Raw genomic sequence first — 15,189 nt, forward strand, 5'->3', positions numbered from 1 at the left:
GAGCTCCGCCTTTAAGCCGGGGCCTCAAAGAAAACCGAGCTACGCCGCGGCGCCTGCCTCCTGACGGCAACTGAAATAGGCGAAGGGCGATGACGGTCGTTCGAGCAGTCCTGATCAGGGGTTGGCAGCCAAGTAGACGCCGTTTTGTGTGCGTTCTAGCCGACCGTTGTTTTGCCCGGTCAGTAGCGCGGCCGAGAGGAGATCTCGGGACTTGGTCGTCAGCGATGTACCGCCAAACATGTTCAGGGTCTCCCGCATCAGTTCTACTTCATTCATCCCTGCTGAGGTGTGGCAAATTTCCACCATTGCATTAACCAGTTCTCGAGGGCTGATGTGTTCGAGAGGGCGGGCGACCCCACCAGGCGTTGGGCGGAATCCTCGCCAGGTCCTCGGGTCAAGGCGGGCCGGCCAAGCGAACGGTTTCTCGTCCTGGGCCTTCAGCTCCTCGGGCAGGTGCCGAAGGATCGATTGCATGCGAGTTGCATTAACTCGTTCGAGCCCGAATCCCAGCGCCAGTAATTTAGTGAGGCGTACGTAGTGGATGGGTCCCTCCGCGTCGACAATCGCTCTGAGTGCGGTGGATACGGAGGCAGCGGCCTGTAGGCGAGGGAGGGCATCCAGGACACCGGTTTGCCCGAGGTAGCGAACTTGGTATGGATCGAATCTCTCCGCATTCAAAGAAGGCGGGGGCCCAGCCAGGGCGTGGGAGCGATACGTCGGGGACAAGGCAGATGCTAGTTTCCGCTCAGTCGTCGAGGGCGATGCACCCAGTGAGGGTGGCGTCTGAGCGTGCAGTGCCATGGCCATTGGTTCCTCTGGGGTCTCCGTCTGGCTTGCCTTTGCGGCCGCGGCGAGCGTTTGGGTAAGTCGATCGAGCACAGAATCTCGACTGCTCAGCCATTCAGGCATCCATATCCGTTCCACGGCTGGCCAGCGCATCAGCTTCGAGAGGACCTCGACCGGCAGTCCGTCCCGATCCGAGACGGTGCGCCTCGCCGCCCAACCGGGTCCGTCCAGCAGCACGGCCATGATGGGCTTGCCGGGGTCGCCCTGCTCGGCGACGCTCAAGTCGATTCGGAAATCGGAGAGGCCAACATCCGTCGTCACCGTGAGTCCGCGCTCTCGCAGCCCTTCGGCGATGTCTTCTCGGTGACGGTCAATGGCGGTCGATATCCGCGTTGACCCGGCCGCCGCGTCGCCACCCTTTTCCGCCATTTCAAGGTACGCCTTGAAGTGTTTAATGCCGACCGAGGTCGTTTCCTCCGCCCTGAGGTCTTTCGGGTTGAAGCTGCTGAATACGATTACCTGGCGCCTCGCCCTTGTAATTGCCACGTTGAGTCGACGCTCACCTCCGGGCAGGTTCAACGGCCCGAAGTTCAGGGGGAGGTATCCACGGTCGTTGGCACTGAAAGCCGTTGAGAAAAGGATGGTGTCGCGCTCGTCACCCTGAACATTTTCCAGGTTCTTCACGAATAGGCCGTCGGTGTCGTTGTCGAGCGCCTGCACTATGCGGTCGTCACCACTGTCGCGCAGTCTGGTCTCGATCAGAGTTCGCTGTTGCATGTTGAATGTCACTACTCCGATTGAGGGAACCACGAGGGGGGAGGCCCAGAATCGTCTGATGATCTCGTCCACGACTGCTTCGGCTTCCACCGGGTTGGTGCGGAGAGCTTTGCCCGTGCCGCTTCGCAGGAACTGGCCGTTTACACGTTCCAAGCTCACACCGTAGCCGGCGATCCCATTATTCCCGGACGTGTGTATGGGTGCCGGGAATGATGAAAGGCGGTCGCGGTAGTAGGCCCGGTTACTGTAACTGATCAGGGATTCGTCCTGACTCCGATAGTGCCAGGATAACCATTTGCTCGGGACTTGGGATTGCACACACTCGGAAAGAATGGATTCCTCATCACGGACGAATTCCATCGCTCCGCTGTCGTCATCCGCGGAGCCGATGCTGCTTTCGCCGAAGCTGGATGGCGGCATCTGTTTGCTGTCCCCAACTACGACGACGGATTTCGCGCGCCCCATTGCTCCGATCGCATCCGCGACCCGAACTTGGGAGGCCTCATCGAAGACGATGATGTCGAATAGTCCGGCTTGCGCGGGAAAGAACCTGGCAACGGATTCCGGACTCATCAGCATGCAAGGCATGATTTGCGTGATGAGGTCTCCGAAGTTGCGCATCAGGTCCCGCACACCCATGCCGCCGCGCTGCCGGTCCAGCTGCCGTTTGAGCAGCCCAATCTGGCCGGTGCTCGCGGTGGCACCAAAGGTGCGTTGACCGAGAACGGTGAACGGAATATAGGACGGTAGGTGTTCGCGTACCGCGCGGGAGGAGTCAGTGAAGCGCGTGATTGAACGGTTGTGCGCCACAGTTTCGAACTGGTCCAGGGCAGTCGCGTGAGCGCGTTCGCCAATCGATGCGATCGCGAGGCCCTTCTCAAACGCCCGGCTGGCGTCGACGAGTTCGGTCGTGCCGGCCAGGATGCTTGTCCGCGCCTCTGACAGGCCCGCTGCTGTAAGTGGTGCGAGGTGTTCCAGGAGATCGACCCACCGACGCAGGGAATGCATTTGGGGATCGAGGGCGTCTCGCTCGGGAGCCGTCCGCCGCCACGCAGCAATGAATCCGATGTGGCCCGACCATTTGACTAGCGGCTGTGGGGTCACGCCCAGCGCGGAAATGAGTTCCTCCACTGCGGTGCCACACCTTGTGACGGCCGCACGCAGCTTAGGGCTGACATTCGCACCAGCATCGCTGTAGTAGGCGCGCAATGCGACCGTGAACGCCTCGCCGTGCGGCGAAGTAGACGGCGTGAGCACGCTGCCCACCCAGCGAAGCCAGTTAAGTTGCCTGGACAGGACTTCCACGTCCGGGGCCAGAAGGGGGTTCCACTCTCCGGGGATCGTCACCCCATCCACGCTTCGAACTAGGACCCTGACCTCGTCCAGTTTGGATTGCGCGGCGACGAGTTGCCTCGTGACTTCCGACAGGCTCTTCAGAGGGATGACTACGCCTTCCACCAACACGCCGTCAAGCATCTGTAGAGCAGCGAGCCTGCGTTTCTTGCGCCCGAAGAAGCCGGAGGCGTCGGCTGCGGTTGCGGCGGCATGGACACTTGTTGTATCGAGCTGGAATGCGGCCGGGGTGACCACGTCGAGGGCGGCCTGGTATCCGGCAATGAACGCAGTCACCGCAGCCATCGCATCGCGCTCGGCGTCACGCCACTCACTCGCGACGGTCGCCTCAAGGACGCTCAAAGGGAGTCGGGGCGACGTCGCGAGTGTTGCCAGGGCAGTGAACTCCGGCGCTGTAACAGTATGGGTAAGCACGCCAGCGACGGTCCCGTCGGCCGGTAAGTCTTTGACCGCGGCATCCATTTCGAGGGATGCCGCGCGAACCCGCTCAATGTCCAGTGACGGTACGGGCGGCTCAGTCAGGAACGCCCACGGGTGCTCCGGCCGTGCACGTGCCGGTTCCGCAACATCCGGGAGATTCCGAAACACCCGTCGAACATCATCCAGAACATCGGCGGTGACGTGACCCGGCAGATCCGACGGCACCGACATCGCCGCTACATCCTGGGCGGAGGACAGCGCTTGGGTCCTGGCTGAGTAGTACGAGAGGCCGGCCGGGTTCTCGTCGTGGAGCCTGCTCGCATACCGCGCCAGGCTTCCTCGTGCGGTCGCCAGCGCCTCAAGGTCATTCTTGAGGCCTTGTCCGTCGACCGTCACACGGTGTTCGAGAGCGGCTCGAATTTGGGCGCGCACGGCAACGGGCTTGCTGGCTTTGTCGTGCAGATCCAGGGCGAATGCACCCATGCCCACTTCCTCGAGCCGCTTCTGCACCACTTGGAGAGCTGCTCGCTTTTCCGCCACGAAGAGGACTCTCTTGCCGTCGGCCACGGCTCGGGTGAGGAGGTTCGTGATGGTTTGCGATTTGCCTGTGCCCGGAGGACCCTCGAGTACAAAGGTGCGATTCGCAACCGCTTCCGCGACGGCGGCAAGCTGTGAGGAGTCACCGGGAACCGGGCATTCGGCGCCGAGAGCGTCAAGGTCGGCCAAGGGTGGAGGTGGGACAGGGTCAGCGAATGCCTCGGTCGGCGTATAGATGAGATGGTTGACGAGTGAGTTTTCGGCGAGCGTTTCCCAGTTCTCGTCGAGGTCCTTCCAGAGCCGAAACTTGGCAAATTGGAGGATTGCCAGGTCCAAAGTCGACTCCACACGGTAGTGGAGTTTGGCCGCGACGATCGCTTCACGGGTGGCTCTCAGCGCCGCTTCTAGGTCGATTCCCGAAGCGCCTTCGACCGGCTTCTCCAGTCCCGGGATAGATAGACCGTCCTCTTGGCGCAGCTTCTCCAAAAGGCAGTAGTTGGGTGTTGACTGGCCTGCTTCGTCCAGCACCACTCGGTAGCTCCCGGCCCGGTTCGTCGTTTCCAGGGTCACGGGAACCAAGACCAGCGGGGAGCGCAACTCGCGTCCCTTGACATTCCAGACCAGGGTCCCGAATGCGAGGTAGAGATTGTTTGCACCTGTCTCCTGAACGACGGTGCGCGCCTTGTACGCAAGAGCTCGCAGTCGGGTCGTGTAGGCAGCATCGGTCACATCGGCATACACAGACTTCTTGTCCTGCAGGAGCAACGCGAGTTGGTCTTGGGGAAGGTCTCGCCCAAACCGGATGCCGCGCTGACGGTCAATGCTGGCGACCTGGTCCGAGGGCAGAAGGGTCAGTCCCGTGCCGTTGACAATAAGATCTTCGATGCTCGCGAGGTAGCGGTCGGCAACTACGAGGGGGAGCCTGCCGCGGTCAGTGAAGTTGATCAGCCTGTTGCGGAGGCTGAGGTCGAGCAGCGCGTTCTTCCATTGCTCGACGCGGTACGGAACGACCCGGCCGGGCCTGTCTTTCATGGTTCCGGCAGGGGCGCCGGCATGCGGTGGGGTCGGCATATCTGGAGTGTGGGGGTGGTACTCAGTGACGATGATGGTGCCGCTATCGTCCTGGGTGCGCGCTGGCAGGGGGATGATCTGGTTCTTCCGCGCCTGCACAACGTCGGTCACCCCGATGACGTTCTCAAGGTTGCCGGAAAGCTGCGAGACGTACGGTGATCGTTGCGACTGAGCGAAGGTGCTCTCGGTGAGCTCGGTCGTCAGCATCGTCGTCTCGACGAGCTTGATCAGTTCGAGGTCGACGAGGTTGACGACCTCCGTCGCATCCGTCGTCGCCGGAGCACCAAGACTGCGGTCTTCCTCGCGCCAGTAGCCGACGAAAGCGTGTCCATCGACGACCCAGAGAAGTGGGTTGATTCCCGCTTGCTCAAGGGCAGCGGCGAACACGACCGTAGTGTCCAGACAGGTGCCAACCCGTCCCTCGAGAACCTCGGCAGGGTTGCGCACCTTCTGTCCCACGTCAGCCCAACTAGCTGGTGGATTGGAATAGCGGATGGCGCGATTCCGCATCGCCTCGAAAACAGCCGCGACGATCTCGTCGACCCTGTCGGGGCCGGCCTGATACCCCTGAAGCGAGCCGCTACCCGTGTCGTGTTCGAGGATGTCGGAAGCCTCGCTAAGCAGCGGTGCGATCGCAGGGTGGTTCGGCTGCACATGGGCGGCCAGCATCTCCAGTGCCAATTCAACCGGGCGTGACACCCACTGGTGCGCAGCCAGAAGCTGGACCTCGACTGACTTCTCGGCCACGGTATCCCCGGCCACGAGTAGTCGAGCGCGAATGACGGCCGGACGTTGCTCCTCGACAGTCAGCATCACCGCTGGGTCCATGAGCAAACCGAGCTCGGTGAATGAGCTGGGTCGGCCGGCCCCGAGCTCTACCAGTATCTCCCGGGGGGATCCAAGACTGCCGAGGGCACTGGTGACCTCAAGCCGGAGTACAGCCTCACGAAGCTCCGGGCCATGGTTCGTGATGGTCAGTTCGCTGACGACGGCCTGTCGGTTGTGGGCCAGAGCGTAGCTGAGGATCGGAGTCGCGGAAAGCTCAATCTCGTACGTGGCACTCATAACCGGCGAAGCCGGCCCCGCGACTTGGGATGCAGCAGGGGTTTCCTGGGCGCCGTGCTTCGGAATCACGACGGTTTCCTCCGCCGGATTTGGACGGGCGGGAGCTACCGCGAGTTTGAGCTCCGCCGCGGCCCCGGCTTGTTCCGTGGCGTCCACGAGCGCGAGCAGTCGCTCAGCACTGTCAATCGCCCGATAGGCGTCGTTGTTATCAAACTCCCCACCGTGCGCCCAGCTGTTCCGTACATCGCGCAATTCGCTGGCGAGCCTCTGCGCTTCGCGCGGAAGCATGTCCGCGAAGGGATACCCCACCGGATCCAACCGCTCGGTGATGACCCGGAGAAGTGACTGCAGGTCTTTGGGCGAGTAGGTCTTACCCAGGATGCGGTTGTGGCGGTCCTTCTCCTCGAGAAGGGTCACCCAAGTCTTCCCTTGAGGAACAATCGGGGTGAGGGCAGCGCTGACGAAAGGTCCGAGGCCATCTACGACGAGTTCAAGTGCCCGTGCGACGTACTCGCGGTTAGTCAGGTCCACGTTGACTGCTCCTCTGCATCACCCCGGCTGGGCAGAACGCTGCGCAAGACAACGCTCTCCCATACAACCAGAACCAGCGGATCGCGGCTCCCAGTCCTGTCGCCCCCGAACAGGGGCGCTAGGGATTCAAGAAGATTCATCAGGTGGCCTTCATCAGACGCTCTGGGCGGATGGACGGGTTCGAGCCGGAGTAGTGGCCGACCTCGATGCCGACTCCGAATTTTTCACCAACCATCGGCTGCTTGTCCCAGCAATTGTGTTGCTCGGCGCGTCTATAGGTCTGCGAGAAGTGAAGCTTTTCTGTGATCCGACTCAATGTCCCGGAGGGCGATACCGGTGTACTCGACCACTAGTTGGATGTCGTAATTCTCTCCAGTAAGAGCGAGACAGATGCTGGTGTTCTCATTGGCCCATGTCTCAAAGCGAGAATGATGGCCCACACTGATCGCCATACCCCATTCGGTCGGGTCATCTTCGTACAGGTCGTCGTTCCAATAGATGTTGGATTCTCCGGAGACGCCGTACTTGCTTGTGAGCGCTTCTTTGAGCGTTGAAAAGGCGGTGATATAGCTGTTCTTGTTCTGGTACTCCTGCGTGATGATGTATTTGGCTCGGACGAGTTGGTCCTCAATGAGGATGTAGAATACCTGCGCTTGCAGCCCGGCCAACACAGTGTTGAACCCCAGCGAGTCTTCGTCTTCATGATCCGGTTGCTGCACCTCAGAAGCCTTGATCTCCGACATGGTGGCGCCCCACGGCACTTTCCTGAAGCCGAGGGCAAGTTGAGCTGGGTTGCCAGCCATGGGCGAAGGCTCTGTGGCCCAAGTCCCGTCATCGTTCAGGACGACCATCGCACCACCTTCAGTTGTCGCGCGCATCGAACCCCCATTGAAATCCTTGACTGAACCACTCGAGTGAGTGCCTCGTACAAGTCAACAGGATCGGGCCACGCGGGGGCGGAGTCCGCTACCCCCAATTCGCGCGACTCTTGGAGAGGCGATCAATGCCAAGAGATCTCGAACAGTGTCGGCCACGGCTGCGGTGATCAAGTCACCTCTTACGTCCCAGTAGGGGAGCGCGTTGATGGGCCGGTAGTCATAGGGCCGCTTCTGGGCGTCGGTCATGGTCGGATCAACGTCTTCGGCACAGAATCAATGCGGACAACGGGGGTGGATTCGCGGGTCGTCAGCCACACGCCGGGCACGTTCAAGTTGATCAGCAACACCATGGATTGCCCGATGTGGCATCGGACAACCTCGAACAGATCGATGTCGTCGCCGTCCTGGCGCAGGCGAAGGGGTGCGTGAACCCCGGGACTGGTCACGCGCCGAAGCAGTCGTCGGTCGAGGTCGAGCCAGTAGCGAGTGGCGGATGCCGTCGTTACGACGTAACAGCCGGTTGCGTCATCCGTCAAAGTATCCACGCTGTGCTCCTTCCGGGCCCGACTAGCCCATTTCGCCGATCACTCCGCGGGTGCGGGTGCGATGCTCTGGATCGTGGTGGACAGCTGCCAGTAGTTCTCGACGAAGGCCGACTCGTCATCCTCGGGATTCATCAACCAGTAGCCCCGTGCGCCGACCCCGCAGCGCACGATCTCACGGAGCGGCCGCGTCCGATCGTTCACGGTTCGACTGGCACCTTCGCCGGGGATTCGGGTGACCGTCATCGCGTCCAGATCGAATCGATACGTGGAACTCAGCGTCGTCACAATCCAGCGGCCGCCCTCGGCACCGGTCAGCTCCTCCGTCCGTTCGCTGGCCATCACTCGGGGCGATCTGCCGGCTGAGCGGGCACAGGTTCAATGCGCACGACGGTGCTGGAACGTTGCCAGTAGTACTCAACGGTCTCAATGTCGGGGCCTTCGGGGTTTAGGAGCCAGTAGCCGAGCTTTCCAACCCTGCACTCCACGATCTCCCTCAGCGGGCGAGTGGGCCCATTATCCGTGGGGGCGGACGAGGGATCGGGAAACCGAAACCTGTCGATGGTCATGGCGTCCAGGTCGATCCGATAGGTCGAGTCCTCAGTCGTGATGAGCCAGCATCCGCCTTCGATACCCCACAGGAAATCCGGTCCACTCGCCCCGCAGTCGCCTGCAGCGCCTTCAGCCATGTCAACCATGCCGCACCCCGTTTCTCTCGGACCGGGTGTCCACTTGTCGGACCTCTCGGGCCTGCTGAAGTTCAACGCTACGAAAGTTGCCGGTTTCAATCAGCCGACTCAGCGACAAACCCGGCCAGCCCCGTGGTGAAAGGTAGGACACACGGGAGTCTTCAGCGGCTTCAGCAATAGGCTGCGAGGCAAATAGCTACGTGGAGGTGGACCATGGCCGGAGCAGAGCGTCCCGGGGAACCGGACACCTCGGGGGTTTCCGAGCCCGGTGTGTGGCGGCTCAGGCGTGCCATGGCGGCGAGCCCGGATGTGGTTTCGCCGCAGCTCGCGCGCAGCCTGCAGGCGACAGAGAACATGTGGCGCAGTATCGCCGCAGAGTTTGGGTTGCTGACCAGCGGGCAAGTCGCCGAACTCCTGGGTGCCAGGCCGTCAAACCGGAAGCTGGCGGCGCGGCGGCGCGCTGCGCATCAGATCGCCGGTGTCGTCCGGCGGAATGCTGTCCTGTATCCGGGTTACCAATTCGATCGGGCCCGCGGAACGATCATCCCGGTTATGGCGCGGCTCATCGAACTGGCGGCGGCAAATAACTGGTCCGAGGCGGATTTGTTGCTTTGGCTGTGCTCTCCGACGACGGCATTTGACGCGGAGGACCGTCCCGTCGATCATCTCGAGCAACCGGATGCAGTGTTGCGTGCGGCCAAGAATCAGTTCGAGGCCCGGTGGTGACGGTGTTGAGGCTGCCCGTGCAATCCACGGGCTTTCGGCGACCCCATACAAGAAGTCGCTCCTGAGAATCTTCAGGAGCGACTTCTTGGATTCGGCTATGTCGTAGGCGCAGCACCATCCTCAGGGGTGCACCGGGTTGCCCGCTGACGGTCTCCGCGACGCGCGTTCGTGGTTGTTTCTACCGCCACTGTGTTCGAGGCCTGATCCTGGACTTCAACGCGTAGGTACGCGGCGATTGAGCGCAGGTTGTAGTTGGTGAGCAGGATCGTCACGAAAACCTGGGCGGCAGCGAACCCGCGCACGCTTCGGCGGGAGGCGTCGTCCAAACTCTCAAGAACGGGGCTATTGACACCGGCGTTCAGGCTTTCAGCGGAGTTCCGTGGTGGAGTATGAAATTCCTGCCACTCCGGGCTGCCGTAAGTGAAGGCCTGACGCTCGCGCAGACCGTCCTGTTTGCCGAAGGTCACAGAATGCTGGATGCAGATTTTGTCGGGATATTCCGGGAGGTCGTTCTCGGCGACGCGAGGACTGGCCGAGCTGACGTCGCTCGCGGGCCTTTCGCGTAGGCGGCAGGTGACGGTCGGGTTGGCCCCGACGGCGGGGCACATCATGCGGACCCGGCCTTGGTCATCGGGCTTGCCCTTGGGACGAAGCTCGAAGTGAACGCGTGCCTGAATGCGACCTCTATATGTTTCTGCGTCGATGGTGCCGTTGACGTGATCCCTGGACGCGTTTTGGAGTGTCGTGGGCATGCTGGCGCAGTAGGCCTTGCCTTCGATAAAGGTTGATCCGAAATGGCCGCCTTGCACTCCGAGTCGCTCGATGCGGTAATCGGTCGACGGTGTGAACCCGAGGTTGAACGTGGGCTCATGGAGACGCTCGACGCGGGAGCTGGCGAAGTAGGCCTTGTCGGCATCCGTGATGCCGAGTGCGAGGCCGGTGCTGAGTGCCGAACGCATCAGCGAAACGGCTTCTTCGGTCACCCCGATGTTGGGCATGCTCAGGGTTGCACTGATCGCCAGCTTGGGGAATCGGGATTCCCCGGGGTGTTCCGAGTCGACGCGCACGGCGATATTGGCCATCCAGCCCCAGGTGAAGTCGCTCCTGCCGACACCCTTCCCGTGCACATGCCAGCCGGCGAATGCGTCAACAGGTCCAGAATCCAGGGACAGAGGGCTGGTGCCGATTTCGTCTGCAACATTCTTCGCCAAGTTGTTTTTGGAGAAGCCGCGGGTGGTCGGCGACCCGATGAACGTCTGGTCGACGGCGAGTTCGATGCGATGGGTGGCCTGGCGGAGGCGCCGCGGCTGCTGCATAAATGTCATGTGCAGGAACCCCTTCGTGAATTCGCCCAGACGGGTCTTCATCTTCTTTTCGAGGTCAGAGTCGTGCGCGTCTAGGACGGCCTGGATCTCCGTGTACGTGTTTGCCGTTTTCCTCTCCTGAGGAAAGGGATCCATGAGTGGGAGCATGCGGTGGAAGGCACGGTGAGTGACGTCGAACCAGCGCTTGGCCTCGCGAGTTTCGCCTGCGAAACCAGGTGCCACATCGGAGAGGTGCAGAAGCGTGCGGGATTCCTGAGTCAGTCGGTTCTGTAGGACCACCGCGAGGGAGCTGATCTGGAGCGGACCGTGCTCGCTGGCGAGCAGAAGAAGCCCAACCAGGGTGGCGTGGTCAGAGATGAGGGGGAGTCGTGCGCTGGCACCGGTGACGTGAGCGTCCTCGCTTCGCCACGCATCCAGCTTGTCAAGGATGCCTGACTGGAGAACCCGGGAGTGGGCCAGAGCGACCTGCTGCGAAGTGAAGACATGGTCTGTGCGACCACCGGAGTGGACTTCGGATGCGCTCATGCCGCCGAAATCGGTGGTGTCCGGTGTGGTGGAGTCAGTAGTCATGGTTGCCCGCAGCTTGGGGAGGCTGTTGGTGTCGGAGTTGAGGTTGTCGATGAATCGGTTGTTTGTCATAAGACATATGTGTGCGGCGGATTTCGGGCACTGAGCAGAATTCGGCCATATTCGTCACCGTCCAACCCCTTGCCTGAAGGTAATGCCTGATCAATTGCATAAAAAGAATTTCAAAAGAATTTCTGAGATTCTCAGATCTGTCGATATTGGAACGCCTCGCACCACAACCGTAGGAAGAATTCGCGGATCAATCCGCCGATTCATGGACGAAGTCCCGTGAGTCCGCGAGCGATCGCGCATCTTCAGGCTGCCCCGCGCATGACTTCGTCGAGGCCGCCACCCCGGTGGCCACGACGGGCTACCGATGAACGGCACGAATCCCCAGGAGAACCTGTACGCCAAAGCCGAGGCGCTCTGGCTGAAAGATCCAGATCCGGACCCACGCTCGGTCCGCTACGCGGAAGCCGACAGGAACAGTGCACACCGCGGCGCTTCCCGACCGACCGCAGCCAAACGCCCAGCCAACTGGGTCTCTGCCCTCTATAGCTACGAAGACTACTGGCGTGAAAACGGGAGAACCCCGCGCGAGCGCACCCGAAACCTTGCCACCCTCCCCGCGGAAGAACGGCGCCGGGGCGAGTGGGCCCGGTACCAGCGCCGCTTCGAAGACAAACTCTGCCGATACCAGCTCCTTCGGCTCGACGTCTCACCGGCATTCGAGTTGGATCCCCACGACCAGGCATGGCAGGAAAACTTCGACGCCTGTGTCCAACACGTTGACCTGACCGGGAAACTGCCGTCCCACAACGGTGCAGACACGGTGGAGTTCTCGCTGGCCAGATGGTTGGGCCGCCAGCTCCGACAGTTGCAGATGGGGACACAGTCCGCGGGCCGGGCCGCGCAGCTCGCTGTGCTCATGGCCCTGCAGAACACTGGATCTGGACTCCGCCACTCCCGCTGAGTACGGGATACCCGAAAGACCGACTCGTCGACAACGGATGCCCAGCGTGCACCCCAAGAGGAACACCTCACCGTAATTTGGTGACATGGCTATTCACGAACCGGAGTCCCGATGCGGGTGTCTCGCGCTCGGTGATTGCCGAGCGTGGGACAAGTCAGCGAGGGCGCTGTGATCACTGCGACCGGGCGCGGCACGCTGTCCGCCGCCAATCGCATCGGATTCCTCGGCGACACCCACGGCGACATGCAACACGTGTTGACCGTGGCACGAACGATGTCAGCCCGAGGGATCGAACATCTGGTGGTCCTGGGCGATTTCGGGTTTCTGTGGCCGGGGCACAACTGGGGCATCGATATTGACAAGTTGAGCCGACGACTCAAGATGACGGCCCAGACCCTCGCGTTCGTTGACGGCAATCACGAGGACTTCGACCTCCTCTACAAGTTCCCGGTCGCCGATGACGGGCTGCGCTGGATCCGACCGAACATCGTCCACATCCCGCGTGGTTACAGGACCGTACTTGCAAGCGGCGCCACCCTTGCTGCCCTCGGCGGCGCCAACTCGGTCGATATCGGCCATCGTGTTTTGGGGCGTTCCGTCTGGGCGGAAGAGTCAATCACCGAGGCAGACCTCACCACGCTCGGGCACGAAGTTGCCGACGTGCTCATCGGACACGATGCACCTCTGGACCTACCGTCCCTAGATGCGTGGCTGGCGGCAACAGACCACGGGTGGCCGCCAGCCGGCCTCAAGTACTCCGCTGAAGGACGTGCCATGTTCCATCGCGGGTTCCAGCAAGTACGTCCCCGGCTCTACCTCGGCGGCCACTACCACCTGCACGTCGACGAACTGGTCACCCACGCCTCCGGCGACGCGGAATTCCAGACACGCGTTGTGATCTTGGATCAGGGTGGCTCAGCATCCGCGAGCAGCCAGGCCATCCTCGACGTGCAAACCCTTGGCCTGGAATTCATCACCCGGGATGGTGGCAGAGAAGGGCCGACGAAATAAGAACCGATGCGCTCGATGACCGCGAAGGCACCCCCGCCGTTTACTGGCGATCAAGGCAACCCTCCTCATCTTCTCCTCGATCTTGGTGCCAGCGGTGTCTGTCGCGGTGAGTTTTGCAGCCAAGGTCTTCGCTCTCCGCGCACACTCGCAATGACCTCATCCGAGCAGCTGTGCAGGGCGGTCGCCGCTGTCCATGCCCGGGAACAGCGAGAACCCCGCGCTTGGGCGGGGTTCTCGCTGTGGCGACTGGTCAGTCGTTCAGATGCAGGATGGCGAAGTCCGCCTCCTCTACGGTGAACTGCTCCCCATATTCGCTGGTGAGCTGCTCACGAATCGACTCCGGCGACATGGCCATAGTCTCCTGGTAGGACTTCGCCTTGGCGAGAGCATTGGCGTTCCAATCAGCCTGCACATTGTCCACCCCGAACTGAGCGGCCTCCGGCGAGAATTGTTCGCCGTACTCCGAGGTGAGTTGACCGTAGAGTCCCGCTTTGCTCATGTGCATAGTCTTCGAGTAGCTCGCGGCCTTGACTAGCGCGGAAGCGAAGTCAGCAGGAACGGCTGGGGCCGGAGGCTCGGGAGCCTGCGTTTCCTCAACCGGAACCGCCTCTTCAACTGGTGCCGTAGTCTCGACCGGCTTTGGTTCCGTCGTCGCAGCCGAATCCTCCGCGGCGATCGGCGCCACGGCGGCGGGCGTTGCATCGGTGGCCGTGGCTGCGTTCGCACCCGAGATGAGCATGGAGAGGGCGATCAGGGCGGCGGAGACGATCCAGGCGATCTTCTTGTTCTGGTCGTAACCGGCCAGCATCCGTCCCTGCTTGTCGCGCTGAGCTCCGGTGAGAACCAGGATCAGGTCGACCAGAACCCACACGCCCAGACCGCCGAAGGTGAACAGCTTGAGCAGGCCGGTGCCGACCTTGCCCAGGTAGAAGCGGTCGGCGGCAAACATGCCGAGCAGCAAGGAGAGCAGCCACGTCACCACGAACGACTTGTCCGAGACGAGCACCGGTCCGGATGGCCCGGCCGAACCGGCAGGGAAGCCCGGCCGCGGTGCCGGAGGAGCGAGAGGGATGGGCTGTTCCTGCTGCGCGGCGGGAACGCCGGCTGCACCTGAAGTGGTGGGTTTGATCTCGGACATGCTGTGGCTCCTGTTCGATTGATGCTGTGAGAGTGGAAGTGGGGTGGCCGGTTAGTAGGCCGGCATCTCGATCACGATGTCGAGGCCGTTGTCGGGGTGGTAGCCCCACGAGGCGGAATAGTCCTCCCAGGTACCGGTCTGGCGCCCGTCGAGGGCCCGGGTGCTGTCGATCCGGTTGATGACGCTGTCCGGGGTGTCGAGCTCGAGGAGCACGCAGGCCAGGTCGTCGAAATTCGCACCGGCCGCTTCCTCACCCTCGCTCTGCATCGAGATGCTGCGACCCTCATCGCCCACGGTGATCCAAGGGTTCGTCTCGACCTCACAGGTGGCGGCGGCATCCGCCATCGGGTTGCCCAGCGCGATCGAGCCGAGACCGCCGGCAACGGATGCCATGAGCAGCGACCCGACAACGCCGACGACCAGGCCGATGGCCAGGCCGACTGCGCCGACCCTGACCTCGCGGGGGCTGAACGCCGGCGGCGAGGTGGGAAGTGGCGCCGGGGTCGAGGGTGCTGCTGCAACCGTGGGTGCTACAGCATCCGTCGTCGAACCGGCCAGCGCCTCAGTGCTCGCGGTGCTGTTCTCCTGTGGTGTCATGACCGTGATCTCCTATGAATGGTCTGGCTAAGCGCTGAGCGCCGAGCGCGGCGATCCCGGCGAACCGCGCCGAGTGTTGAAGTGGTGGGAGCAGGCGGCTCACGGGCGTTCCCCCCGTGACCGTGCGCCGCCTGCCTATGCCTGAAACTTCGGGTGGATCAGGCACAACGTCACGCTAGGGGCGACCGCAACCAGTGCGCCCG

11 protein-coding genes are annotated in these 15,189 nt (G+C 62.2%); 3 read left to right on the forward strand and 8 right to left on the reverse strand.

What is annotated here, in order from left to right; all coding sequences use genetic code 11:
- Nucleotides 1-114 precede the first annotated feature (114 nt).
- From E3T25_RS08865 to E3T25_RS08885, 5 genes are all read right to left on the reverse strand, one after another.
- Entirely contained in the window at nucleotides 115-6,540 is a 6,426-nt protein-coding gene (locus E3T25_RS08865; RefSeq protein WP_166785977.1) for a DUF4011 domain-containing protein, read from the reverse strand.
- Nucleotides 6,541-6,812: 272 nt separating this feature from the next.
- Nucleotides 6,813-7,343 carry a hypothetical protein gene (locus tag E3T25_RS08870; RefSeq protein WP_134373716.1) on the reverse strand — a complete coding sequence of 177 codons (531 nt, stop codon included), beginning with the start codon at nucleotides 7,341-7,343 and terminating at the stop codon, nucleotides 6,813-6,815.
- 317 nt (nucleotides 7,344-7,660) lie between these two features.
- Nucleotides 7,661-7,963, reverse strand: coding sequence for a hypothetical protein (locus E3T25_RS08875; RefSeq protein ID WP_134373718.1), 303 nt, complete (start codon nucleotides 7,961-7,963; stop codon nucleotides 7,661-7,663).
- Between the two features lie 39 nt (nucleotides 7,964-8,002).
- A complete protein-coding gene (locus E3T25_RS08880) occupies nucleotides 8,003-8,302 on the reverse strand; it encodes a hypothetical protein (protein WP_134373720.1) in 300 nt (99 codons plus the stop codon).
- Nucleotides 8,302-8,658: a hypothetical protein gene (locus E3T25_RS08885; RefSeq protein WP_134373722.1), complete on the reverse strand. Its 357-nt coding sequence runs from the start codon at nucleotides 8,656-8,658 to the stop codon at nucleotides 8,302-8,304. Before E3T25_RS08885 ends, E3T25_RS08880 begins: the two co-directional genes overlap by 1 nt.
- Before the next feature lie 204 nt (nucleotides 8,659-8,862).
- On the opposite strand from E3T25_RS08885, the gene E3T25_RS08890 reads away from it, so the two are divergent.
- Complete coding sequence (locus E3T25_RS08890) at nucleotides 8,863-9,375, forward strand: hypothetical protein (protein ID WP_134373724.1); 513 nt, start codon at nucleotides 8,863-8,865, stop codon at nucleotides 9,373-9,375.
- A 95-nt stretch (nucleotides 9,376-9,470) separates the two neighbouring features.
- On the opposite strand, the gene E3T25_RS08895 is transcribed toward E3T25_RS08890, so the two are convergent.
- Entirely contained in the window at nucleotides 9,471-11,339 is a 1,869-nt protein-coding gene (locus tag E3T25_RS08895) for a hypothetical protein (protein WP_134373726.1), read from the reverse strand.
- Nucleotides 11,340-11,643: 304 nt separating this feature from the next.
- Here E3T25_RS08895 and E3T25_RS08900 point away from each other — a divergent pair, with 304 nt between their 5' ends.
- Together E3T25_RS08900 and E3T25_RS08905 are read left to right on the forward strand one after the other, a co-directional pair.
- Nucleotides 11,644-12,240: a helicase associated domain-containing protein gene (locus tag E3T25_RS08900; RefSeq protein WP_134373728.1), complete on the forward strand. Its 597-nt coding sequence runs from the start codon at nucleotides 11,644-11,646 to the stop codon at nucleotides 12,238-12,240.
- 168 nt (nucleotides 12,241-12,408) lie between these two features.
- Entirely contained in the window at nucleotides 12,409-13,251 is an 843-nt protein-coding gene (locus E3T25_RS08905; protein ID WP_134373730.1) for a metallophosphoesterase, read from the forward strand.
- A 250-nt stretch (nucleotides 13,252-13,501) separates the two neighbouring features.
- Here E3T25_RS08905 and E3T25_RS17445 read toward each other — a convergent pair whose 3' ends face one another.
- A complete protein-coding gene (locus E3T25_RS17445; protein ID WP_241976883.1) occupies nucleotides 13,502-14,389 on the reverse strand; it encodes an Ltp family lipoprotein in 888 nt (295 codons plus the stop codon).
- Nucleotides 14,390-14,440: 51 nt separating this feature from the next.
- Nucleotides 14,441-14,986: a hypothetical protein gene (locus E3T25_RS08915; protein ID WP_134373732.1), complete on the reverse strand. Its 546-nt coding sequence runs from the start codon at nucleotides 14,984-14,986 to the stop codon at nucleotides 14,441-14,443.
- Nucleotides 14,987-15,189 lie beyond the last annotated feature (203 nt).

This window comes from Cryobacterium sandaracinum, assembly GCF_004403415.1.
GTDB lineage: Bacteria > Actinomycetota > Actinomycetes > Actinomycetales > Microbacteriaceae > Cryobacterium > Cryobacterium sandaracinum.

Coding starts and splice junctions, on each gene's coding strand:
- E3T25_RS08870 (WP_134373716.1), bottom strand. CDS start 7,343: ATGGCTGGCAACCCAGCTCAACTTGCCCTCGGCTTCAGGAAAGTGCCG.
- E3T25_RS17445 (WP_241976883.1), bottom strand. CDS start 14,389: ATGTCCGAGATCAAACCCACCACTTCAGGTGCAGCCGGCGTTCCCGCC.
- E3T25_RS08890 (WP_134373724.1), top strand. CDS start 8,863: ATGGCCGGAGCAGAGCGTCCCGGGGAACCGGACACCTCGGGGGTTTCC.
- E3T25_RS08895 (WP_134373726.1), bottom strand. CDS start 11,339: ATGACAAACAACCGATTCATCGACAACCTCAACTCCGACACCAACAGC.
- E3T25_RS08900 (WP_134373728.1), top strand. CDS start 11,644: ATGAACGGCACGAATCCCCAGGAGAACCTGTACGCCAAAGCCGAGGCG.
- E3T25_RS08885 (WP_134373722.1), bottom strand. CDS start 8,658: ATGGTTGACATGGCTGAAGGCGCTGCAGGCGACTGCGGGGCGAGTGGA.
- E3T25_RS08915 (WP_134373732.1), bottom strand. CDS start 14,986: ATGACACCACAGGAGAACAGCACCGCGAGCACTGAGGCGCTGGCCGGT.
- E3T25_RS08880 (WP_134373720.1), bottom strand. CDS start 8,302: ATGGCCAGCGAACGGACGGAGGAGCTGACCGGTGCCGAGGGCGGCCGC.